Below are 22,290 nucleotides of genomic sequence, written 5' to 3' on the forward strand. Positions count from 1 at the left end.
AAATGTATATCGTTGGCAGAAGAAATTATTTAGACCAATTATCAAAAGCTTCATTGATGACTTTATTCTCGATAAAAATCATCTGCTACCACAGAGAATCTTTAAATAATAGTGCGTAAGTCCTATAAGTTTGTCATTTTTTATGCTTTCTGATCGTTTAAAAATCCAGCATAAAGCCTGTGCTTTCATTTAAAGTCGACTTTTCATGCTACGCAAGACTGTGTATAACAATGAACCTCTGAGGGAAAGCAATAAGCATAGGCAAAATTGCTTAAAAAGCGTTAGACTATGCAGTAATAATGTCATGATTCGGTCTGGTATAGATCAAAAAAGAAGGTGAAGGTTGATGCCGCTCAATACAGTTGAAGAGCTTGTAGCAGATATCCGTGCAGGAAAAATGGTTATCCTGATGGATGACGAAGACCGTGAGAATGAAGGCGATCTGGTGATTGCTGCGACCCACGTGCGTCCTGAAGACATCAACTTTATGATCACCCATGCGCGTGGTCTGGTTTGCCTGACTTTAAGCAAAGAGCGTTGCCAGCAGTTAAATCTACCCTTGATGGTGGATGCCAACGGCGCTCAGCACGGAACCAACTTCACCCTTTCAATTGAAGCAGCCAACGGCATTACTACTGGTATTTCTGCAGCTGAACGTGCGCACACCATTCAAACTGCGGTGGCTGCACATGCCAAACCAAGTGACATCGTACAACCTGGTCATATCTTCCCATTGATGGCACAGCCAGGTGGCGTATTGCACCGTGCTGGTCATACCGAAGCCGGTTGTGACTTGTCTCGTCTTGCGGGTCTTGAGCCAGCTTCTGTGATCTGCGAGATCATTAAAGAAGACGGCACCATGGCACGTCGTCCAGATCTAGAAATTTTCGCAGAAAAGCATGGTCTGAAAATTGGTACCATTGCTGATCTGATTCATTATCGCATGACCAATGAGCAGACGGTTGAACGTTTAGATCAGCAAACAATTGATACCGAATACGGTACCTTTGATCTCTATCGTTACCGTGAAATCGGCAACCCGGACATTCATTTAGCACTGGTGAAAGGCCAGCCTAAAGATGGCGTGACGACTGTACGTGTGCATGGCTTTAATCCGACGCGTGATCTATTAAAGCTGAACAAGCAAGATGGTGAACCGGCCTGGAATCTGGACCGTGCCTTAAAAGAAATTTCAAACAGTGATCGTGGTGTCCTAGTCTGGATTGGCCAACGCCATTTACAAGACTTAGGCCCTGCCCTAGATGCACTTACCACACCCAAAAATGTAAAATCCAATGCTGCACTTTCCCAGCAGTATCAGACCATTGGTGTCGGCGCACAAATTTTACGTGACCTCGGCGTGGAAAAAATGAAGCTGCTTAGCTCTCCATTACGTTTCAATGCCCTGTCCGGCTTTAACTTAGAAGTGGTGGAATACATCACCGCACAACAAACATCAGAGAAATAATCGAGGTTCCTATGGCAGTTCGCCGTATTGAAGGTATGTTGCATCTCGCGAACGAAGACCGTTATGCGATTTTAGTTGGTCGTTTTAATAGCTTTGTTGTTGAACATCTGTTAGAAGGTGCCATTGATACATTGAAACGCCATGGCGTATCAGAGGATAATATCACTGTTGTTCATGCACCTGGTGCCTGGGAACTTCCTGTGGTTGCGAAAAAACTGGCAGCTTCAGATCGTTTCGATGCCATCATCGCACTGGGCGCTGTGATTCGTGGCAGCACGCCTCACTTCGATTTTGTAGCTGGTGAATGTGCCAAAGGTCTGGGCGTAGTTGGCTTGGACACTGGCTTACCAGTGATTAATGGTGTATTGACTACGGATAGTATCGAACAGGCGATTGAACGCTCGGGTACAAAAGCAGGTAATAAAGGTAGTGAAGCTGCCTTGACTGCTATTGAAATGGTTAACTTGTTAAAGGCTATTTAACGCTATGTCGCAAACACTTCAAGCAACTTATGCAGCAAAACGTAAAGCACGTCGCTTTGCTGTACAAGGAATTTATGAATGGCAGATGAGCCACAATCCGGTGCATGAGATTGAAGCACGTACTCGTGTGGACAATGCCATGCACAAAGTGGATCTCAGCTATTATCATGAATTGTTGACTCAAGTGGTTGCCAATCATGAAGCATTGGATGCTTTGCTTATCCCTGTGCTGGATCGTGAACTTTCCGCACTTGATGGTGTAGAACTCGCTACACTTCGCCTAGGCGCCTATGAACTCAAAGAACATCTTGAGATTCCATACCGCGTGGTTCTGGATGAAGCAATTGAGTTAGCTAAACACTTTGGCGGTGCAGACAGCCATAAATACATCAATGGTGTATTGGACCGTTTAGCAACAACTTTACGTGCAGCAGAAAAACAGCAAGCCAACTAATCTAGTCGAATTGTTGTATGGCTGAGTTTTCGATTATCGATACCTATTTTAATCGTCAGAATAAAAATTCTGTCGATTTGGGTGTTGGCGATGACTCAGCCTTGCTCACCCCTCCTCCACAGCAACAACTGGTCATCTGTGCCGACACCCTCGTTGCTGGACGTCATTTTCCTTTAGACACCGATCCTCATGCGATTGGCTGGAAATCTGTCGCTGTTAATCTTTCTGATATTGCAGCCATGGGCGCGACCCCGCATAGCATTTTACTTGCCTTGAGCCTACCCCAAATTGATCATGACTGGCTAAAAGCTTTTAGTCAGGGTCTCTATGATTGCTGCGATCAATTTGGTGTGAGCTTAATCGGTGGTGATACCACCCAAAGCCCTCATTTGACCTTATCTGTGACTGCCCTTGGTTGGGTAGATACAGGACAAGCTGTGCCACGTTCAGGTGCCAAGCCTGGTGATCTGATTTGTGTATCCGGTACAGTGGGTGATGCTGCTTTTGCTTTAAATCATCTCGGTCATCCATTACAGAAACGTTTGGATTATCCAACCCCACGCTGTCAGTTGGGTACTGCCTTAAAAGGCCTAGCCAACAGTATGATTGATGTCTCGGATGGCCTCGCACAGGATCTGGGACATATTCTCAAAGCTTCTCAGGTAGGAGCGACTTTAGGACTTGAAAAGTTACCGATCAGTCCTGCCCTGCAGGCATTAAATGATGAACAGCGTTGGCAATACGCCCTCGCGGGTGGTGATGACTACGAGTTATGCTTTACAATAAGCCCGCAAAATTATGAAAAATTATTGCAAAAACAGCTGGATGTTTCGATTAATATAATTGGCTCCATTCAGCAGCAACACGGTTTAACTTTTGAAAAAGATGGCGTAGATCATTCACTTCAATTTAACGGATATCAACATTTTGCATAAACCTGCGATCAATTTTAAAAGCATGTCATGGATCAACCGGCTCATTGTCTTTAGTGGGGTAGGATTTGGTTCTGGTCTGGCGCCTAAAGCGCCCGGAACTTTTGGTTCAGCTTTTGCACTTTTATTTGTACCCATCTGGCTCTACTTAGGTTTTGTAAATAGTCTTTTTGCCATTGTCATCATGTCCCTGATTGGCATATATATCTGTGGCCAAACTGCCAAAGTCATGGATGTGCATGATGATGGACGTATTGTCTGGGATGAGTTTGCAGGACAATCCATCACCTTTTTGCCACTGATCTATTTAGGTCAGATGAACTGGTTATGGCTACTCATTGGCTTTGCCCTGTTCCGATTATTTGATGTCTGGAAACCTTGGCCGATTCGAGTCATTGACCGTCAGGTTGGGGGTGGTTTTGGCATCATGCTGGATGACATTATCGCTGGCCTCTGGGCAGCACTTTGTATTTGGATTTATTTTTACTTTACGATGGCTTAAGCCATATCTAGGATTAGAACATGTCTACGACTGTGATTATTCTTGCTGCAGGTAAAGGAACCCGTATGCGTTCCAACTTACCGAAAGTATTACAACCGCTTGCAGGACGACCTTTACTCGGCCATGTGGTCGACACAGCAAAAAAACTCAATGCAGACAATATTATTACCATTTATGGTCATGGCGGTGAGCAGGTTCAGTCCGCATTTGCAGACCAGGATATCCGGTGGGTAGAGCAGGCTGAACAGCTTGGTACCGGTCATGCCGTACAAATGACACTACCTGTTTTGCCGAAAGATGGTATTTCACTAATCCTGTCGGGTGATGTCCCTTGTATTAGCCAGCAGACGCTTCAGAATCTGCTTGATGCTACTCAAGAGCAAGGCATTGGCCTGGTGACATTAACGCTTGCAGATGCCAGTGGTTATGGTCGTATCGTACGTAAAGATGGTCAGATTCAAGCAATTGTTGAACATAAAGATGCTTCTGAAGAACAGCGTCAAATTAAAGAAATTAATACCGGTATTTATGCGGTCAGTAATGCCAAGTTACATGAATGGCTTCCACGTTTAAGCAATGACAATGCACAAGGTGAATATTACCTGACGGATATCGTGGCAATGGCACTAGCAGATGGTATGAGTGTTGCATCTGTAGAACCTGAGCTGGCTTTTGAAGTGGAAGGCGTCAATGACCGTGTACAACTGGCTGCTTTAGAGCGTCAGTTCCAGGCTTATCAGGCTAAACAGCTGATGCAGCAAGGTGTACATCTGATTGACCCAAGCCGTTTTGACTTACGTGGTCAACTCACTGTTGGTAAAGATGTGCGTATCGATATCAATGTCATTATCGAAGGTAATTGCGAACTCGGTGATAATGTTGAAATTGGTACAGGCTGCGTAATTAAAAATACCAAGATTGCTGCAGGTACTAAAGTTCAGCCATATAGCATCTTTGATCAGGCAATTGTGGGTGAAGAAGCACAGATTGGTCCATTTGCACGCTTGCGTCCAGGGGCAAAACTGGCAGCTGAAGTCCATATTGGTAACTTTGTTGAAGTGAAAAATTCTAGTATTGGTCTAGGTTCCAAAGCGAATCACTTCACTTACTTAGGTGATGCTGAAGTCGGTAGCGGTTCCAATATTGGTGCAGGAACAATTACCTGCAACTATGACGGCGCTAACAAATTTAAGACCATCATTGGGGATCATGCTTTTATTGGTTCTAACAGCTCTCTGGTTGCACCGGTCCAGATCGGTAATGGCGCGACAGTGGGAGCGGGTTCAACGATTACCCGTGATGTGGCAGAGAACAGTTTAGCGGTAGAACGTTCCAAGCAATTTGCCAAAGAAAACTATCAGCGTCCGCAAAAAATCAAGAAATAAGAGGAAGTTAGTATGTGTGGTATCGTCGGTGGCATCGCGGAACGTAATATCAGCAATATCTTAATTGAAGGCCTAAAACGTCTTGAATACCGTGGCTATGACTCTGCGGGTCTGGCCTTAATCAATAATAGCCAGGTGCTACGTGAGCGCCGTGTGGGTAAAGTCGCGAATCTTGAGCAAGCTGTGAATGAATCACAGATTAATGGTTCATTAGGCATTGCGCATACACGCTGGGCAACTCATGGTAAACCGACTGAAAACAATGCTCATCCCCATATTTCGGGTAATGTTGCTGTGGTTCATAACGGGATTATTGAAAACTACCAGGAGCTGAAAGATGATCTTGAAGCTTTAGGCTATGTATTCACTTCACAAACTGATACTGAAGTGGTTGCCCATCTGGTCAACGATGCACTGAAATCTACCCCTAGCCTGCTTGAAGCAGTACGTCAGGTCGTACCACAGCTGAAAGGTGCTTATGCGCTCGGGATCGTACATACAGATCATCCAGATGAACTGATTACCGTACGTGAAGGTTCACCACTGGTCATCGGTGTCGGTATTGGCGAGAACTTTATCAGTTCTGACCAATTGGCTTTATTACCGATCACGAATCGCTTTATCTATCTGGAAGAAGGTGATATTGCACGTCTGACCCGTACTACCATTGAAGTATTTGTGGATGGTCAACTGGTAGATCGCCCAGTCAAAGAACTGGATGCCACCGTGAGCAATGCCTCTAAGGGTGAATATAAGCACTATATGCTCAAAGAAATCTATGAGCAGCCTGAAGCGCTAAAACAGACTATTTCACAAGCCTTGAATGGCAATACCTTGCGTGAAGATTTTCTGGTAAATGCTGAACAGGATTTTTCAACAATCCAGCAAATCCAGATTATTGCCTGTGGTACCAGTTACCATGCCGGCATGATTGCCAAATACTGGTTTGAACAGCTGATTGATCTGCCTTGTCAGGTCGAGATTGCCAGTGAATTCCGCTACCGTACGCCAGTGATTGTCAATAATACACTCTATGTGTGTATTTCTCAGTCAGGTGAAACAGCCGATACCTTAGCTGCTCTGCGTGATACCCAAAAACGTGCTACATCAAAAGGTGTAAATATTACGACGATGACGATTTGTAATGTTGCAACTTCTTCAATGGTACGTGAAACAGATTACAGCCTGCTGACTTTAGCGGGTCCTGAAATTGGTGTGGCTTCGACCAAAGCCTTTACCACCCAGCTCGCAGCTTTGATGTTACTGGTACTGAAAATCGGTACAGTGAAAAATGCCATTTCAGCTGAACAGATGACTGAGATCACGACTGGACTATGGCATATGCCTAAGGTACTGCTAGATACTTTAAGTCATGATGATGAAATTCTGCGTCTCTCTGAACTCTTTGTAGAGAAACAGCATTGTTTGTTCCTAGGCCGTGGTACACACTTCCCGATCGCACTGGAAGGTGCACTAAAGTTGAAAGAAATTTCTTATATTCATGCAGAAGGTTATGCGGCGGGTGAGCTGAAGCACGGTCCATTGGCTTTAGTAGATAATGATATGCCAGTAGTAATTCTGGCACCGCAAGATGACATGCTGGATAAACTGAAATCCAATATGGAAGAAGTTCAGGCACGTGGTGGTGAATTATTTGTCTTCGCTGATGAAAATAGTGGCATTAAAGCCAAAGAGCGCCAGCATGTCGTGCATATTCCTGAAGTAAACGCTGTTTTAGCGCCAATTGTTTATTGTATTCCAGTACAGCTACTGTCTTACCATGTGGCAGTCCTGCGTGGTACTGATGTTGACCAGCCACGTAATCTGGCAAAATCAGTAACAGTTGAATAATTCATAAAATTAGCCTGTTATATGAGGATATTGACTACTCTCATATAACAGGTTAACTATATATTTCTTAAATTCTGAATAAATATTTTAATCTTTAATATCCATATAGAATTTGATTTAAATGAATTCTTAACTGTCCTATTTAAAGGGACTTCAATAAATTTATTTACATAGTATCCAATAAAAATACAGATCACATATAAAAATAAAGCAAAATTAAGATTCTGAAAAAAGTAATAGCTTATATATAACTTTGTTCCTATAACCAGTATGAATGGGTGACTCAGATAAATAGAATAAGACGTGTTCCCTAATCTATCTAAAATATTTACAAATTTATGATAGTGGTTTTTAAAAAAGCTTTCCAGACCAATCACACCAACCACACATAAAAAGGCTGGCACTCCTCTGTCCAAAGCACGACCAAATCCAGTTTCAAACACATTAAATATATTCTGAAAGAAAATAAATGCAGTTCCCAATAGAATCAGAATAATATTCAGCATAAAGTTTAAATTGCATTCTATATAAATGAGATATGCACAAATACCCAAGGCATACTCTAAAAGAATCACATTAAAAAAGAATACTTTATCTAAATTTAATACCAATATTCCTACAGCAGGTAAAAAAGTCAATACTGCTATTAATGCAATATAATTTATCTTATTTCTAAAAAAATAGAGAGATAAAGCAAAAATGATATAGAAATAAACATCATAGCTTAGGGTCCAGCCATTTTGAACAAGGAACTTATGCTCCCCTGGAATTAATAAATAAGAAGCTATAATATTGGTATATCCACCACTCATATTAACGAGTTCAGGGTTATATAAAAAAATACAAAGAGCCACAGTGGTAAAGAACCAATACAGAGGCAATATTCTTTGCATACGCCCTTTTAAAAATTTTATAGGGGTTATATTCTTTTTAGCTGTCGTTAAACAAATAATAAACCCGGACATTACGAAGAAAATATCAACACCTGGCCCTCTAAATCGATACCATTCTAAGGACAGGATATTATACTGATGAACTTTATTTTCTATATGACTGAGCAAGACAAAACTTGCAGCAATAAATCTCAATATATTAATTGAATATAATTTATTATTAGACATATTTTTCGTCCTTATAATTTTTCTAATACAATACTTTATTTTTCAAATGAAATATTATTTTAATATTATGTAACCAGCTGAATGGTAAAAATCTTTATTTGGGTTAGAATATATTTTTCAATTGTACTCTTAAATAATAAATTATGAAAAAACTTTCTTGTTTCAAAGCTTATGATATTCGCGGCAAGTTAGGTATCGAATTAAATGAAGATATCGCCTACCGCATTGGTCGTGCCTATGGACAGATTTATCAACCAAAAACCGTTGTAGTTGGCTGTGATGTACGCCTTAGCAGTGAAGACTTAAAACAGGCGACCATTCGTGGTTTAAATGATGCAGGTGTCGATGTCCTCGATTTGGGTATGACCGGCACTGAAGAAGTTTACTTTGGTACATTTCATCTGGATGTTCAAGGTGGCATTGAAATTACTGCCAGTCATAACCCGATGGATTATAACGGAATGAAACTGGTCCGTGAAAATGCTCGTCCGATTAGCGCAGATACCGGCCTTAAAGACATTCAAGCACTGGCTGAAAATAATGAATTCGCTGAAGTTACAAGCAAGGGTACGACAAAAAAATATAATATCCTGCCTGAATTTGTTGATCACCTGATGAGTTATATTGATCCAGCAAAAATCCGACCAATGAAGCTGGTGGTGAATGCAGGTAATGGTGCAGCGGGTCACGTGATTGATGCAATTGAGATTAAATTTAAAGAACTCAATATTCCAGTCGAATTTATTAAGATTCATCATGAGGCGGATGGTAATTTCCCGAATGGTATTCCTAACCCGATTCTGATTGAAAATCGTGCCAGTACACGTGATGTGGTGATTCAACATTCAGCTGACATGGGTATTGCTTGGGACGGCGATTTTGACCGTTGCTTCCTGTTTGATGAAAAAGGTCAGTTTATTGAAGGCTATTATATTGTCGGTCTACTGGCACAGGCCTTCTTGCTAAAACAGGCTGGCGAAAAAATCGTGCATGATCCACGTCTGGTCTGGAATACTTTTGATGTTGTCGAACAATATCAAGGAACAGCAATTCAATCTAAATCAGGACATGCTTTTATCAAGGATGTCATGCGTGAGCACAACGCAGCCTATGGTGGTGAAATGAGTGCTCATCACTATTTCCGTGATTTTGCTTATTGTGATAGTGGCATGATTCCATGGCTGCTTGCCATCGCGGTTTTATCTGAAACCGGAAAATCACTATCTTCCCTAGTTGAAGAGATGATTGCCAAATTTCCTTGTTCGGGTGAAATCAACTTTAAAGTCGCAGATACTCAGGCGACGATCCAAAAAATCTTTGATCATTATGCCGACCAGCAACCAGAAATCGATCAGACAGATGGCGTTAGCCTGAACTTTGGGGCGTGGCGCTTTAACGTTCGTGCTTCCAATACTGAACCTTTGTTACGCTTAAATATTGAAAGCCGTCGTGACCAGAACCCTCGTCCAATGCAGTCTTATGTAGATGAGCTCACCCAGTTAATTCAGGGATAATTCTACCTATTAGTAGAAAAAACTTTAGAAAAGTCCCCCTTCAGATTAGACGAACTGTCCATTTTGAAGGGGGCTTTTTATTATGAATATTGAAAATATTGTTTGAGCAGATTTATATCGATATTTGCCTTCACTTTTCTGGCAAATAACATGCCTGATTGTTTCATCTTATCAAAATCAGACTCATCTAGAATTTTGGGATAATCTGGTCCTGACATCCAGTCGATATATCTTAATCCCCCTTCCGATACTTGTTCCTCATCTTCTGGATAGTAAATTCTTTCCTGAAAATATGAATTCTGAATAATGGTGTGAAAATATACTTCATCGGCACACAGTGATTTTCTAAAGGCCAAATCATAGTCTCTATTAGTTTTTATAAAATCCAAAATATATTGAACCGCCTGATAGCTTAATATAAACCATAAAGATCCTTTATATAGTTTTGGCAATCCTTCTATATTTTGAGTATAGAAACCAAGTCTATGTAAAAGAATAATTAGTTTGCATTTAATTTTTTCTAAAATTGATTTTTCTTTAATAAAAAAGAAATCTGGATATAAATATTTAATCCGGCTTCTCGGATTTGCTTGAAGTTCATAACCGATATATTCCTGATTACTGCTTAAAAGATATTTTTCTATACTTTCAATAGACATTAAGGGAATATCATCACCGGACAATAAAGAAAAATACTTATATTCAAATTGACTGGCATAATTTAAAAGTTTTAGAGTGGCCTCAATTTGAGTATAACCACCCCAATGCACATCCACTCTTTCTATCAAAAATTCTATTTGTGAGCTGCTTGGTAACGATTTTTTTATATGATCAAGATCTGATTTTCTATCTACATGAATTAAAATTTTACTATGAGGACTTTTAATCAGCTCATTTACAAGATAAACAAGTGGATTAGTTAATTGATGACACATAATCCCATAAATAAAATTCATATTTTATTATCCATATCCATGGGGATTCTGCTTTTGCCAGTTCCAACTATCAGCTAGCATATCCTCCAAACCATACTGTGGTGCCCATCCTAATTCTTCTATTGCACGTTTATTATCCGCAAATGAAGTTGCCACATCACCTTCACGACGTGATACAAATTCAAATGCAATATTTATTCCATTTACCTGTTCAAAAGTATTTTTCACTTGAAGAACTGAACTTCCATTCCCTGTGCCAATATTCCAAGCTCTACACCCTTGAGATGTTAGTCGGTTGTTTAATGCACATAAATGTGCATTAGCTAAATCAACCACATGAATATAATCACGTACTCCAGTCCCATCTACTGTGTCATAGTCATTACCAAAAATAGATAATTTTTCACGACGACCTACAGCTACCTGAGTCACATAAGGCATCAGATTATTTGGAATCCCTTGTGGATCTTCTCCGATCTGGCCACTTTTATGTGCACCTACCGGATTAAAATAGCGCAATAAGGCAATTGACCAACGTGTGTCTGCAATTGCTAGTTTTTCTAGAATCTGTTCTACAATTAATTTAGTATACCCATAATTATTACTTGGCATACCTGTTGGCATTTCTTCATTTAATGGAGAAATATTGGCTTCGTCATAGACTGTTGCAGATGAGCTAAATACGAGTTTAAAAACCTGAGCTCGCTGCATCGCTCGCACTAGGTTAATTGAACCAGCAATATTATTATCAAAATAAGCTAATGGAATTTGTTGACTTTCACCAACTGCTTTTAAACCAGCAAAATGAATCACTGCATCAATGGTATTTTCCTGGAATATTCGATCTAGAATCTGACTATCTCTAATATCACCTTCTACAAATTTCAGGCTTTTTTGAGCCAACTGCTGGACACGGTTTAAAGACTCAACCGAGCTATTGGATAAATTATCTAGCACTAAAACATCATGTGCACTATTCAATAATTCTAAGCAAGTATGTGAGCCAATATAACCTGCTCCACCCGTTACTAAAATTTTAGCCATATCTTTCCTAATTCAATTTTAATCAAGCTTTTAGGATTTTAATCAAACCCTGGGTTGAACCATCTAAACCGCTAATATCAGTTTGCTCACCATTCAGTATAGGCAATAACTGATTGGCAATTTCCTTACCTTTTTCTACGCCCCATTGGTCAAATGGATTAATATTCCACAGTACCGACTGCACAAAAACTTTATGCTCATATAACGCAATCAGCATTCCCAGACTATAAGGATTTAATTCCTGTAATAAAATAGTGCTGCTTGGCTGGTTACCCTCATATTGTTTATAAGCTGGTAAACCCTGCAATTCAGTCTGATCCAAAGCATCATTACCAAATGCCAGTAAACGTGATTGAGCCAAACAGTTAGATAAAGCCAGATGATGCTGTTCAATCAGAGCATCAGCATTATCGACATAGGTATATTGTTGACTGTTATAACGTTTAACAGGAGCAATAAAATCACAGCTGACCGCTTGAGTGCCTTGGTGTAATAGCTGGTAAAAGGCATGTTGAGCATTTGGTCCAACTTCGCCCCAAATAATCGGACAAGTGTCGAGCTGTACTTTTTCACCATTGCGCTGGATAGATTTACCATTAGACTCCATTTCCAATTGCTGCAAATAAGACGCGAAATATTTCAGACGTCCATCATAAGGCAAGATGGCATGGGTCTGAATATCCAGAAAATTCGTATTCCATGCACCCAGTAAGCCCATTAATACTGGAATATTCTGTTCCAGAGGCTTGTACTGGAAATGCTGATCTACGGCATAAGCACCAGCAAGCAGCTGTTTAAAACCGTCCACTCCAATACTGAGTGCAATCGGCAAACCAATACACGACCAGAGAGAATAACGCCCACCGACCCACTCCCATAACAACAGCTGATTTTCGGGTGCAATTCCCCAGGCTGTCATTTTTTCAGGTTTAGTGGATACCCCAATAAAATGATGCTTCACGATAGAAGGATGTTGGCCTAAAGATTTTTCCAGCCATAAACGCACTGTTTGAGCATTGGATAAGGTATCAATCGTTCCAAATGACTTGGAAGAAATAATGAAAAGCGTTGTTTCCGGACGTAACTGATGCAGCAATTCAGATAGCTGGCTACCATCCATCGTCGAAACAAAATGCACATTCAAAGGTTTGGCAGATTGATATTTGAAATCCGAGAGCGCATGACTAACCATTAATGGTCCTAAGTCAGATCCCCCCACCCCGATATTCACTACATCCTGAATGACTTCACCCGTAGCCCCACGGCGTTGTCCGGCATGAATCTGCTCGACCAAAGCATACATACGGTCTAGCTGAGCATGAACTTCAGCTGCCAGATCTTCATGCTGCTGGTCCTCTTTCGGCAAACGTAAGGCCCAGTGCATGGCTGCACGTTGTTCAGTATAGTTAATCGTCTGAGTGGAAAATAAAGAACCGATCCAGGATCTTAGATTTTGTGTCTCTGCCCATTCAATCAGATGCTGCACAGCATCACGATTGACTCTATGCTTGCTGTAATCAAAAACCAACTTTTCAAATTCAACCGAGTACTGATTAAACCGTTCAGGATCTGCTGCAAAGAGTTGGCGTAAATGGATCGATTTCAATTGTTCTTTTACAGAATTTAGCTTTTTATAAGCATTATTGCTATTCTGGTCTGATTTAAGCTGGTCTAACATCAACGTCCCACCCCAATATAGTTAAAACCGCGTGACTTGATATAAGCAGGGTCATAAAGATTACGTCCATCCAGAATCAAAGGATGCTGCATCAACTTGCTGAGATAAGCATAATCCGGGCTACCATACTGTTTCCAGGCAGTGATTAAACACAATGCATCTGCATCTTCTACCGCCTGATACTGGTCTTCACATAAAATTAAATCGGTACGTTGACCATAAATCTGTTCAATATTGGTCAAAGCCTGTGGATCATGCAATTTCACTGTTGCACCTTGCGCCCACAATGCTGCCAACATGGCATGTACCGGAGATTGCTGGATACTTGGGGTATTTTCCTTAAATGCAGCCCCCCAGATGGCGACTGTTTTCCCTTGCAGGTCTCCACGGAAATAATTCCACAACTTCCGGAATAGCAACTCTTTCTGTTGCTCATTAATATCCCACACCTGTTCCAGTAACTGGTTTTTTACCCCTGAATCCGCCACGGCGTGAGTCAGCGTCCGGATATCATGAGAAAAGTTTTCTCCACCAAAGCCCACACCTGGAAATAAATAAGCTGAACCAATACGATTATCTGCCGCCATACCCTGACGGACTTGCTCAATATCAATTCCCAGTTTTTCAGCAACACTCGCCAGATCATTCATATAACTGATCCGGGTAGCCAGCATGCCGGAAATACTCAGCTTGGTAAATTCTGCATCCAGAATAGGCATAAACAGATATTGCTGGGCACGAGGGAACAAGGGACGTAACAGCTCTCTAACCTTGAGCTGTACATCTGGCTGATCGCAACCCACAATCAATTGAGTCGCTTGAACAAAACTGCGAATAGCATTCCCTTCCTGGATAATATCTGGAAGATAGACCCAGTCATCATTCGGTAAAAGTTGCTGGAATCGCGCTGTACCATGCAAACCAAAGGTGGATGCATTAATCATCAATTTAGGATGGGCAAAGCAGGCATGATGAATGGTATTTAACATCTGAAATGCCAGCTGCTCTTCAGTTGCATTAAAACTGAAAAAAAAGACATCCTGATTAAAGGTCAAATGCTGAAAATCACAACAGTTTAAGAACCCTAACTCTTGCTGTTTTTGTAGCAATAATTGTAAGGATTCATCCTGAAAGTAAGTCCGGGCAGGCTCATCAGGATTAAAGCTATTACACCATATGACCTGATGGCCACATTCAGCTAACAGGGCCGAAATGACCCCCGAGAATAAGGTTTTTCCTAATACTGCGACTTTCATAGTATCCCTTTTTTATTATAAGGCGAGTTCCTGAATCAATGCTTTAAATTCAGCACCGAGTTTGGGATGATCTACGCCATAATGCAATACAGCCTTAAGATAGCCGAGCTTGCTACCACAATCAAAGGTTTGACCTTTCATCCGATAAGCTTCGACAACTTCTGTTTGCTGCAATAGTGCAATCGCATCAGTTAGCTGGATTTCATTACCTGCCCCTTTTGGTGTCTGCTCCAGTAAATGCATAATCTTTGCCGGAAGGATATAACGACCTACCACAGATAAATTCGACGGTGCAGTACCAATCGCCGGCTTTTCCACAATCCCTTGCATCACCGTACTTTCACCTTCCGCAGGCGAAGCAGGCACATCCACAATCCCATATTGATCAACCAGATGATCAGGAACTGCCTCAACCATGATTTGTGATGCACGAGACTGTTCATAACGTTGAATCATACGAGACAGGTCATTTTGAGTATCTTGATCTTTAACCAGAACATCTGGTAACAGGACAGCAAAGTCATCATCACCAATCACAGCCTTAGCACAAAGTACCGCATGACCAAGGCCTAAAGGCTGTGGCTGACGTACGCTAATCACACTAACATGTGGGGGTAAAATTTCAGTAACTTCTTTAAGCAAATCGGTTTTATTTTTTTGCTCAAGTGTAGTTTCAAGTTCAAAGTTACGATCAAAGTAATTTTCAATCGATGCTTTGGAAGAATGCGTCACCAAAATAATTTGCTCAATTCCAGCCGCAATCGCCTCTTTTACCACATATTCAATGGCCGGACGATCAACTACCGTCACCATTTCTTTGGGAATGGATTTGCTGGCTGGTAAAAAACGTGTGCCAAGTCCTGCGACAGGGAGAATTGCCTTTTTAATCATGTTATTCAACCTAATTATTTCCAAATTTAATTTACTTTAATTTCCTGACCACGCTGATAACCATCGACATAATGTTCAAGCTGCATTAACGCCCAGTCCACATCACTCTGAGTCGCTGTCAGCACATGCATACGATTAAATACTTCCAGAATTTCAGCTAAAGGATAATGCTTTTCTACTGATCTTAAAATTCGCTTATGTGAAGTAATCTCTGTATTTTCCTGGTCAATTAACAGCTCTTCATACAGTTTTTCACCTGGACGCAGTCCTGTGTATTGGATTTCAATGTCACCATCGGGATTTTGACTGTCTTTCACCTTTAAGCCACTCAGTGAAATCATCTGACGAGCAAGATCCTGGATTCGCACTGGCTCTCCCATATCGAGCAGGAATACATCACCACCTGTGCCTAAAGCACCTGCCTGGATTACTAACTGCGAAGCTTCAGGAATCGTCATAAAGAAACGTGTCACTTCAGGATCGGTAACAGTGATAGGTCCACCTTTGGCAATCTGCTGTTTAAATAATGGCACAACTGAACCCGATGAACCTAAGACATTCCCGAAACGTACAATACTTATCTGGGTTTGATTTTGTGCTTCAGCCATGGCCTGACAATAAAGCTCTGCCATACGTTTGGTAGCCCCCATCACATTGGTTGGACGTACTGCTTTGTCAGTCGAAATTAGCACAAAGGTCTCGACGCCTTTTTTGACTGCTGCATTGACACTAAAGGCAGTCCCTATAGCATTATTTTTTAAGCCAGCCAATGGATTACATTCTACTAAAGGAACATGCTTATAAGCAGCAGCATGATAGACAGTTTGAACGCTATATTGCTCAATGACCCGTTCCAGTTTACTTTCATCCACTACCGAACCTAGAATCGGAATAATTTCACAGCTGGCACTGAGACGTAACTCTTTATCGATACTATATAAAGCAAACTCTGTCAGCTCATAGATAATAAGTTTTACCGGTTGATTTTTAATAATTTGACGACATAGCTCTGAACCAATGGAGCCTCCTGCCCCTGTAACCATCACGACTTTATCTTTGATATTTTTTTCTAGTAGTTCTGCTACAGGAGGAACTGGATCACGCCCCAGTAGATCAATAATATCAACTTCCTGAATATCAGAAACACGAATTTCACCATTGACCAGTTTAGTCAGCCCTGGAATTTCAGTAATTTTTAAATGTGCAGGTTCTAAGAATTTTACGATCTCGCTTTTGCGGATACGTCCTACTGAAGGAAGCGCAATCAGAATTTCATCAATGCGAAGTTTGGTAAAAGATTTTAATGCAGTTTCTGGTGCATAAACTTGAATTCCCCCAATATTCTGACCACTCAATGAAGGATTATCATCAATAAACATGACTGGCAAATGTTCATTAGAACGATTTAAAGTTGCTGCAACCTGCTGTCCTGCATAACCTGCACCATAAATCGCAATCCGTTTTTTAGATACACCTGCATATAAATAAGAACGAACAATGAAGCGGATTATTCCCCGACTAAACCAGACCCAGGCAAACATCATGAAGCCAAACATTAAAGGAATAGAAGTAGGGATGAATGCATGTGTAGCATACGCAAGCACATATAAACCAATGACTGCCAGAACAGTGGCCAGCCCTAATTTAACAATAAAAAATTCATTAAAGGTACGAACAATAAAACGATAAACACCACAAATAAATAAAGCCAATACAGCAATAGCACTTACCCAAATTGTGCCAAAAGGAATATTGGGAACGACTTCTGCACCCAGATCGAATTGACGAATGGCATAGCAAAGCCAGATCAGGACGGGAAATATGCAGAAGTCCAAAATAACGAGAAAGGTCTGTTTAGCCGCACGTGGAGATTCAACTAAAGGTAGAATGATAGATTTCACTTGCTGTGTCTTCTCAATAATTATTTATAAATTTTTACCCCATATTAAATATTAGAGAGAATTGAGGTAAAAACTTGGATAAATGTTTAAAGTGTACCTATAAAGATACACTTTACATGATTGAATCCTAGAGAATTATATGCGACTAATCACCTGCTGAATAACATCTTTAGTTGTTTGAATATTATTTTCTGTTAACGTTGGATGCACGAGGAACATTAGACTGGTTTCACCCAGTTTTTGAGCATTCTTTAAACGTTCTTTCGGACGCCATGGAGTATCATCAAAAGCATGCTCCAGGTAGACTTCTGAACAAGACCCACTAAAGCATGGTACACCTTCGGCATTAATTTCATTCATGATTCGGTCACGTGACCAGCCTTCTGGTAAAGCATCAGTATTGACTTGTACATAGCATTTATAGGCAGCATGTACATAATCATCTGATGGACGATGAACTGTAAAATATGGGCTATCTGCAAATGCAGCATAAATTTTTTCCATATTTGCATTACGCTGTGCTGTCCATTCGGACATCTTTTTCAATTGAATCCGTCCAATCACAGCCTGCATTTCCATCATGCGCCAGTTGGTACCAAAAGAGTCATGTAACCAGCGGAATCCCGGTGGATGCTGTTTGTTATATATACTGTCAAAGTTTTTACCATGATCTTTATAAGACCACATTTTTTTCCATAAGTTTTCATTATTGGTAGTGACCATTCCTCCTTCACCACCCGTGGTCATAATTTTATCCTGACAGAATGACCAGGCACCAATATGACCGATTGAACCTGCAGATTTTCCTTTGTACTTGGCACCATGGGCTTGGGCACAGTCCTCAATCACATACAGGCCTTTTTCTTTTGCCAATTGCATGATTGGATCCATATCACACATCCAGCCAGCGAGATGCACACAAATAATCGCTTTGGTATTAGGCGTTAAAACTGCTTCAATCGTACGACGTGAGATATTTTGCGAGTCCATTTCCACATCGGCAAAAATCGGATTTGCCCCAGCTGTCACAATGGAACTAGCAGATGCAAGGAAAGTACGTGAAGTCACAATCACATCATCACCCGCACCGATTCCCAAGGCTTTCAAGGCTACATCCAAAGCCACGGTACCATTCGCCAATGCTACTGCATATTGTGTGCCAGCAAATTGAGCAAATTCTTTTTCAAATTCACGGCATTCCTGTCCAGTCCAGTAATTAACCTTATTGGACAATAAAACCTGGGAGACAGCATCAGCTTCTTCTTGCGTAAAGCTTGGCCATGGTTCAAATGCAGTGTTTAACATGATACTTCCTGATTTTCAAAACTTTAAAAACTTATTTTTTCTCTAAAATACGTGCCGGATTGCCAACTACTGTCACACCTGGTGGCACACTTTTAGTCACTACTGCGCCCATTCCTACCACAGCGCCCTTGCCAATCACTAAAGGCTTGTCAGGTGTGCCCTGTTTGATCACGGCACCTGTACCAATATAGGCATGGTCTTCAATATGGATATTGCCATTGCATTTCACCCCGGGAGCAAAGGTGACGTAATCACCGATGACACAGTCATGCTCAACATAACTGTATAAATTGGCATGAAAACATTTGCCAATTTTGATATTGGAAGTGAGGGTCACAAATGGGCTTAAAGCAGCACCTGGGGCAATCTCAATGTCATCCATACGCACAACATTATCTGCCTGAACAGTCCATCGCTCAATTGCATCTTGTTCAAGTTTTATCGCAATTTTTTCACGAATTTGACTATTGGCAATCGCAATTAAAGCGAATTTTTTATCAGCTTTTAATTCTTTAAAAGCTTCATAATTCAAAGCCACATGGCCATTAATTGTAATTTTTTCAGTTAAACTGTCATCAATAAAATAAATTTCAGCTTGAATATTATCACGCTCTAGCTGTTCACGTGCTACTGGCATTAAACTACGGCCACACCCAGATGCACCATAAATTGCATAGATTTCAGTCATGATGATGATCCGTCTTAGTGCCAGTAAATTTTGTCATTGTCACTTCACCAGCTTCATTAATATCATCTTTAGCAATAACTTTTTTTACTGTCTTCAGCATAATTTTAAAATCAAGCCAAATTGATTGATTTTCGACATACCAGGTATCCAGCTTAAACTTTTCTTCCCAACTAATCGCATTACGGCCATTCACCTGTGCATGGCCGGTCATACCTGGACGCACATTGTGACGTTTAGCTTGTTCAGTATTATAAAGTGGCAGGTATTCCATCAACAGTGGACGTGGACCAACAATACTCATATCGCCTTTAATCACGTTCCACAATTCCGGCATTTCGTCCAGACTAGTAGAACGCAGCATTTTACCAAAAGGGGTTAATCGCTCACTGTCCGGCAATGGCTTACCCTGCTCGTCCACTGCATCTTTCATGGTGCGGAATTTGATCATTTCAAACGGTTTACCATGTAAACCGGGACGAACCTGACGAAACAAGACAGGTGAACCCAGATTTTTTTTTACTTTGTACGCAACAAAAGCATAAAGTGGAGAAAGCAGGATTAGGGCAATTGAAGCGATGATAATATCGAGAAGGCGTTTTAACATTTAAATCAAACCCATTTCTTGCATCATATGTGCGTTGACCTGATGTACATCGTATTTATGTAATGCGATTTCTCTGGAGCGATTTCCCATTTGAGCAATCAACCCTGGCTGAAGAATCAATTTTTCCATGGCTTTTACTAAATTTTCTACGGATTTTACTTCAACTAGAAATCCGTTATCGCCATCAATGACAGTTTCACGACAACCAGGCGCATCGGTCGTAATAATAGCCCGCCCCATAGCCATAGCTTCTAATACCGTACGTGGCGTACCTTCACGGTATGATGGCAAGACATAAACCGAGCTTTCTGCAATTGCAGGACGAACATCGCTTAATTTACCCCAATAATTTATTGTTTTTTTAGCAATCCATTCATCTAATTCTTGTTGGGTAATCGCTGCTGGATTTTCATCGATCCAGCCTACCAGATTAAACTCTACATACGGATATTTATGTTTGATGATTTTTGCCGCTTCAGCATATTCACGCACACCTTTATCTACCAATAAACGTGCAATCAGCAAGAAGGATATTTTAATTTTTTGATCAGCCGTTACAGGTAAAGGTAATACATTAAAATCGGCAACATTGACCCCAGAACCATTTACTACTACTGTAGGTGGCTTGGTATTTAAAAGATTTAAGTCCTGAAAAAGCTTTAAGTCATCTGGATTTTGAAAAAAAGCCTTATGACTGCGCAATAATGCCTGCTGATATAAAGTATGAACCAGTTTCTGAAAAATACTTCGTTTACTGCCCTGCTCTACATTTTGAAAGGCATAGCCTAAACCTGTAATTAAAGCATGGCGATGTGGTACCTGCGCCAACCATGCGGCTAGTGTTCCATAAATAACCGGCTTGATCGTATAAGATAAAACATAGTCAGGTTTGATTTTTTTTATAAGTGCGTACATGCTTCCTAAAGTTTTTAAGTCTGAAACCGGGTTGGTGCCTGTACGCTGCATCGAAACTTCATGTACGAAATAACCCAAATTTAATAGTTTTTCATGCTCGATAGAAAACGACGTCAGATCAGGTGCAATAATATGAATTTCATAGCCTTGTTCATTAATTCCTTCAAGTAACTTTCCACGGAAATTTAATACTGAAGGGAGAAAGCTGGAAATAATTAGAAAGGTCATTTTCTAAGTCTACCTATACGTTGAGACTCTTTAAACTGATAAAATGTATGAACTAATAAATAAATTAGAATTGGCATAAACATCCATTTTTGACGAGTAGCAATACCTAAATTTGCGGTAGTAATAGCTAACATACTACAAGTCAAAAATGCATAAATTAGTAGCCAAGTATTTTTACCCTCTATAAAATAATTTAGTTTAAACTTATTTTTAAATAAGATATATAAAAATAATATCAACAATATAGTATTTTCTATACTGGTAAATAAAGCTAAAGCACTATGAGCATCAAAAGGCAAAGGTCTAAATACATAAGTAAATATTTGCACAGGATAACTCATGGATTGTAAATCTATAGAAGAACCTCCTTCTTGGTTAGAATTTTGACGATCATCTACATAACCACTAATGCTGTCAATTGATGCTTCATCTAACCCTACATATTGCTGCACAAAACTAGAAGAAAAGACAATGCCCGCTATAATAATAGGCAAAGTAGCCAACTTAACCAATAAATGTACTCGCGATCGGAGAATAAAATAAATTACAAAGGATACGATCATCATTAATGCTACATGTGGTCTCACCATAAACATAGAGAAAAATGATATTGGAAGTAGAATATAGAGATTTTTATTAGAAGTTATAGTATATAAAAATAAACATACTGAAAAAAATGATATTGCATCTTTACCTAACCCAGCGCTCCAAAAACTCATAGAAGGTATAAATAATAAGAAAAACCAATACCAAGGAAGTTTTTCAAGATATTTTTTTAAAGAATGATATAAAAATATAAGTCCCAATAATCCTAAAGTATTATATACCAAGGTAACATTTAAATAACTTGCATCTAATCCTTTAGAAAATATAGAAGAAAAAAAATAAATGAAAGGAGACCCAGGATAAAAATCTATTTCACTATTCTGTGACATGAGATAATATTTCCTTGCATCAGAAGAATTATATAAAGTAAAAAAATAATAAAATAGAGAAAAAAATGTATGCCAAACAAATAACCCAAAAATTATTTTAAAATCAGATTTAAATTTACAACCAATAATAAAAACAACAAGAAAACTAATAATCAAAAGAAGTAAGGTTAAATTGCTTTGATAAAAATCTAATTCTAACAT

Annotated in this window: 20 protein-coding genes and 1 pseudogene; 9 read left to right on the plus strand and 12 right to left on the minus strand. The window is 40.1% G+C overall.

The features are described 5' to 3' along the window. The 8 genes and pseudogenes from FTU72_RS12210 to glmS form a co-directional block, all read left to right on the plus strand. Positions 1–109 (plus strand): annotated as a pseudogene (locus FTU72_RS12210) (IS701 family transposase); the annotation flags it as partial. A gap of 237 nt (positions 110–346) precedes the next feature. Beyond that, positions 347–1,468 carry a bifunctional 3,4-dihydroxy-2-butanone-4-phosphate synthase/GTP cyclohydrolase II gene (gene ribBA / locus FTU72_RS12215; protein ID WP_180002653.1) on the plus strand — a complete coding sequence of 374 codons (1,122 nt, stop codon included), beginning with the start codon at positions 347–349 and terminating at the stop codon, positions 1,466–1,468. 11 nt (positions 1,469–1,479) lie between these two features. Continuing rightward, on the plus strand, positions 1,480–1,950 hold the full coding sequence (gene ribE / locus FTU72_RS12220) for a 6,7-dimethyl-8-ribityllumazine synthase (protein WP_004280926.1): 471 nt from the start codon (positions 1,480–1,482) through the stop codon (positions 1,948–1,950). Positions 1,951–1,954: 4 nt separating this feature from the next. Further along, positions 1,955–2,404, plus strand: coding sequence for a transcription antitermination factor NusB (gene nusB / locus FTU72_RS12225; protein ID WP_005233270.1), 450 nt, complete (start codon positions 1,955–1,957; stop codon positions 2,402–2,404). Between the two features lie 17 nt (positions 2,405–2,421). Continuing rightward, on the plus strand, positions 2,422–3,339 hold the full coding sequence (gene thiL / locus FTU72_RS12230) for a thiamine-phosphate kinase (protein ID WP_180052937.1): 918 nt from the start codon (positions 2,422–2,424) through the stop codon (positions 3,337–3,339). 22 nt (positions 3,340–3,361) lie between these two features. Next, the gene (locus FTU72_RS12235) at positions 3,362–3,838 is read left to right on the plus strand and encodes a phosphatidylglycerophosphatase A (RefSeq protein ID WP_180052959.1); all 477 of its coding nucleotides are present in this window, start codon (positions 3,362–3,364) and stop codon (positions 3,836–3,838) included. A gap of 20 nt (positions 3,839–3,858) precedes the next feature. After that, the gene (gene glmU / locus FTU72_RS12240) at positions 3,859–5,223 is read left to right on the plus strand and encodes a bifunctional UDP-N-acetylglucosamine diphosphorylase/glucosamine-1-phosphate N-acetyltransferase GlmU (RefSeq protein WP_180052938.1); all 1,365 of its coding nucleotides are present in this window, start codon (positions 3,859–3,861) and stop codon (positions 5,221–5,223) included. A gap of 12 nt (positions 5,224–5,235) precedes the next feature. Then, entirely contained in the window at positions 5,236–7,074 is a 1,839-nt protein-coding gene (gene glmS, locus FTU72_RS12245) for a glutamine--fructose-6-phosphate transaminase (isomerizing) (protein WP_180002650.1), read from the plus strand. A 56-nt stretch (positions 7,075–7,130) separates the two neighbouring features. Here glmS and FTU72_RS12250 read toward each other — a convergent pair whose 3' ends face one another. Next, entirely contained in the window at positions 7,131–8,195 is a 1,065-nt protein-coding gene (locus FTU72_RS12250; RefSeq protein ID WP_180052939.1) for an acyltransferase, read from the minus strand. A 143-nt stretch (positions 8,196–8,338) separates the two neighbouring features. Here FTU72_RS12250 and FTU72_RS12255 point away from each other — a divergent pair, with 143 nt between their 5' ends. Further along, a complete protein-coding gene (locus FTU72_RS12255; protein ID WP_180052940.1) occupies positions 8,339–9,709 on the plus strand; it encodes a phosphomannomutase CpsG in 1,371 nt (456 codons plus the stop codon). Positions 9,710–9,789: 80 nt separating this feature from the next. On the opposite strand, the gene FTU72_RS12260 is transcribed toward FTU72_RS12255, so the two are convergent. The 11 genes from FTU72_RS12260 to FTU72_RS12310 form a co-directional block, all read right to left on the minus strand. Further along, the gene (locus FTU72_RS12260) at positions 9,790–10,665 is read right to left on the minus strand and encodes a beta-1,6-N-acetylglucosaminyltransferase (protein ID WP_180052941.1); all 876 of its coding nucleotides are present in this window, start codon (positions 10,663–10,665) and stop codon (positions 9,790–9,792) included. A 6-nt stretch (positions 10,666–10,671) separates the two neighbouring features. Beyond that, positions 10,672–11,688, minus strand: a complete 1,017-nt coding sequence (gene galE, locus FTU72_RS12265; protein WP_180052942.1) for a UDP-glucose 4-epimerase GalE — start codon at positions 11,686–11,688, stop codon at positions 10,672–10,674. Positions 11,689–11,710: 22 nt separating this feature from the next. Next, a complete protein-coding gene (gene pgi, locus FTU72_RS12270) occupies positions 11,711–13,366 on the minus strand; it encodes a glucose-6-phosphate isomerase (RefSeq protein ID WP_180052943.1) in 1,656 nt (551 codons plus the stop codon). After that, entirely contained in the window at positions 13,366–14,622 is a 1,257-nt protein-coding gene (locus FTU72_RS12275; RefSeq protein ID WP_180032166.1) for a nucleotide sugar dehydrogenase, read from the minus strand. Before FTU72_RS12275 ends, pgi begins: the two co-directional genes overlap by 1 nt. 15 nt (positions 14,623–14,637) lie before the next feature. After that, the gene (galU, locus tag FTU72_RS12280; RefSeq protein WP_180025392.1) at positions 14,638–15,513 is read right to left on the minus strand and encodes a UTP--glucose-1-phosphate uridylyltransferase GalU; all 876 of its coding nucleotides are present in this window, start codon (positions 15,511–15,513) and stop codon (positions 14,638–14,640) included. Positions 15,514–15,539: 26 nt separating this feature from the next. Then, complete coding sequence (locus FTU72_RS12285) at positions 15,540–17,414, minus strand: nucleoside-diphosphate sugar epimerase/dehydratase (protein WP_180052944.1); 1,875 nt, start codon at positions 17,412–17,414, stop codon at positions 15,540–15,542. Between the two features lie 135 nt (positions 17,415–17,549). Beyond that, on the minus strand, positions 17,550–18,719 hold the full coding sequence (locus FTU72_RS12290) for a DegT/DnrJ/EryC1/StrS aminotransferase family protein (protein ID WP_180052945.1): 1,170 nt from the start codon (positions 18,717–18,719) through the stop codon (positions 17,550–17,552). Between the two features lie 31 nt (positions 18,720–18,750). Further along, positions 18,751–19,407, minus strand: coding sequence for a NeuD/PglB/VioB family sugar acetyltransferase (locus FTU72_RS12295; protein ID WP_180052946.1), 657 nt, complete (start codon positions 19,405–19,407; stop codon positions 18,751–18,753). Continuing rightward, a complete protein-coding gene (locus FTU72_RS12300; RefSeq protein ID WP_180052947.1) occupies positions 19,400–20,011 on the minus strand; it encodes a sugar transferase in 612 nt (203 codons plus the stop codon). The genes FTU72_RS12295 and FTU72_RS12300 overlap by 8 nt, the downstream gene beginning before the upstream one ends. Beyond that, positions 20,012–21,154 (minus strand): glycosyltransferase family 4 protein, encoded by a 1,143-nt coding sequence (locus FTU72_RS12305; protein ID WP_180052948.1) that lies wholly within the window; start codon positions 21,152–21,154, stop codon positions 20,012–20,014. It lies immediately after the preceding gene. Further along, complete coding sequence (locus tag FTU72_RS12310) at positions 21,151–22,290, minus strand: hypothetical protein (protein WP_180052949.1); 1,140 nt, start codon at positions 22,288–22,290, stop codon at positions 21,151–21,153. The genes FTU72_RS12305 and FTU72_RS12310 overlap by 4 nt, the downstream gene beginning before the upstream one ends.

The organism is Acinetobacter sp. YH12137 (assembly GCF_013418535.1).
Taxonomy (GTDB): domain Bacteria; phylum Pseudomonadota; class Gammaproteobacteria; order Pseudomonadales; family Moraxellaceae; genus Acinetobacter.

Excerpts from the sequence above, each read along its gene's own strand:
- ribBA (WP_180002653.1), top strand. The coding sequence starts at position 347 with ATGCCGCTCAATACAGTTGAAGAGCTTGTAGCAGATATCCGTGCAGGA.
- ribE (WP_004280926.1), top strand. The coding sequence starts at position 1,480 with ATGGCAGTTCGCCGTATTGAAGGTATGTTGCATCTCGCGAACGAAGAC.
- nusB (WP_005233270.1), top strand. The coding sequence starts at position 1,955 with ATGTCGCAAACACTTCAAGCAACTTATGCAGCAAAACGTAAAGCACGT.
- thiL (WP_180052937.1), top strand. The coding sequence starts at position 2,422 with ATGGCTGAGTTTTCGATTATCGATACCTATTTTAATCGTCAGAATAAA.
- FTU72_RS12235 (WP_180052959.1), top strand. The coding sequence starts at position 3,362 with ATGTCATGGATCAACCGGCTCATTGTCTTTAGTGGGGTAGGATTTGGT.
- glmU (WP_180052938.1), top strand. The coding sequence starts at position 3,859 with ATGTCTACGACTGTGATTATTCTTGCTGCAGGTAAAGGAACCCGTATG.
- glmS (WP_180002650.1), top strand. The coding sequence starts at position 5,236 with ATGTGTGGTATCGTCGGTGGCATCGCGGAACGTAATATCAGCAATATC.
- FTU72_RS12250 (WP_180052939.1), bottom strand. The coding sequence starts at position 8,195 with ATGTCTAATAATAAATTATATTCAATTAATATATTGAGATTTATTGCT.
- FTU72_RS12255 (WP_180052940.1), top strand. The coding sequence starts at position 8,339 with ATGAAAAAACTTTCTTGTTTCAAAGCTTATGATATTCGCGGCAAGTTA.
- FTU72_RS12260 (WP_180052941.1), bottom strand. The coding sequence starts at position 10,665 with ATGAATTTTATTTATGGGATTATGTGTCATCAATTAACTAATCCACTT.
- galE (WP_180052942.1), bottom strand. The coding sequence starts at position 11,688 with ATGGCTAAAATTTTAGTAACGGGTGGAGCAGGTTATATTGGCTCACAT.
- pgi (WP_180052943.1), bottom strand. The coding sequence starts at position 13,366 with ATGTTAGACCAGCTTAAATCAGACCAGAATAGCAATAATGCTTATAAA.
- FTU72_RS12275 (WP_180032166.1), bottom strand. The coding sequence starts at position 14,622 with ATGAAAGTCGCAGTATTAGGAAAAACCTTATTCTCGGGGGTCATTTCG.
- galU (WP_180025392.1), bottom strand. The coding sequence starts at position 15,513 with ATGATTAAAAAGGCAATTCTCCCTGTCGCAGGACTTGGCACACGTTTT.
- FTU72_RS12290 (WP_180052945.1), bottom strand. The coding sequence starts at position 18,719 with ATGTTAAACACTGCATTTGAACCATGGCCAAGCTTTACGCAAGAAGAA.
- FTU72_RS12295 (WP_180052946.1), bottom strand. The coding sequence starts at position 19,407 with ATGACTGAAATCTATGCAATTTATGGTGCATCTGGGTGTGGCCGTAGT.
- FTU72_RS12300 (WP_180052947.1), bottom strand. The coding sequence starts at position 20,011 with ATGTTAAAACGCCTTCTCGATATTATCATCGCTTCAATTGCCCTAATC.
- FTU72_RS12305 (WP_180052948.1), bottom strand. The coding sequence starts at position 21,154 with ATGACCTTTCTAATTATTTCCAGCTTTCTCCCTTCAGTATTAAATTTC.
- FTU72_RS12310 (WP_180052949.1), bottom strand. The coding sequence starts at position 22,290 with ATGTTAGAATTAGATTTTTATCAAAGCAATTTAACCTTACTTCTTTTG.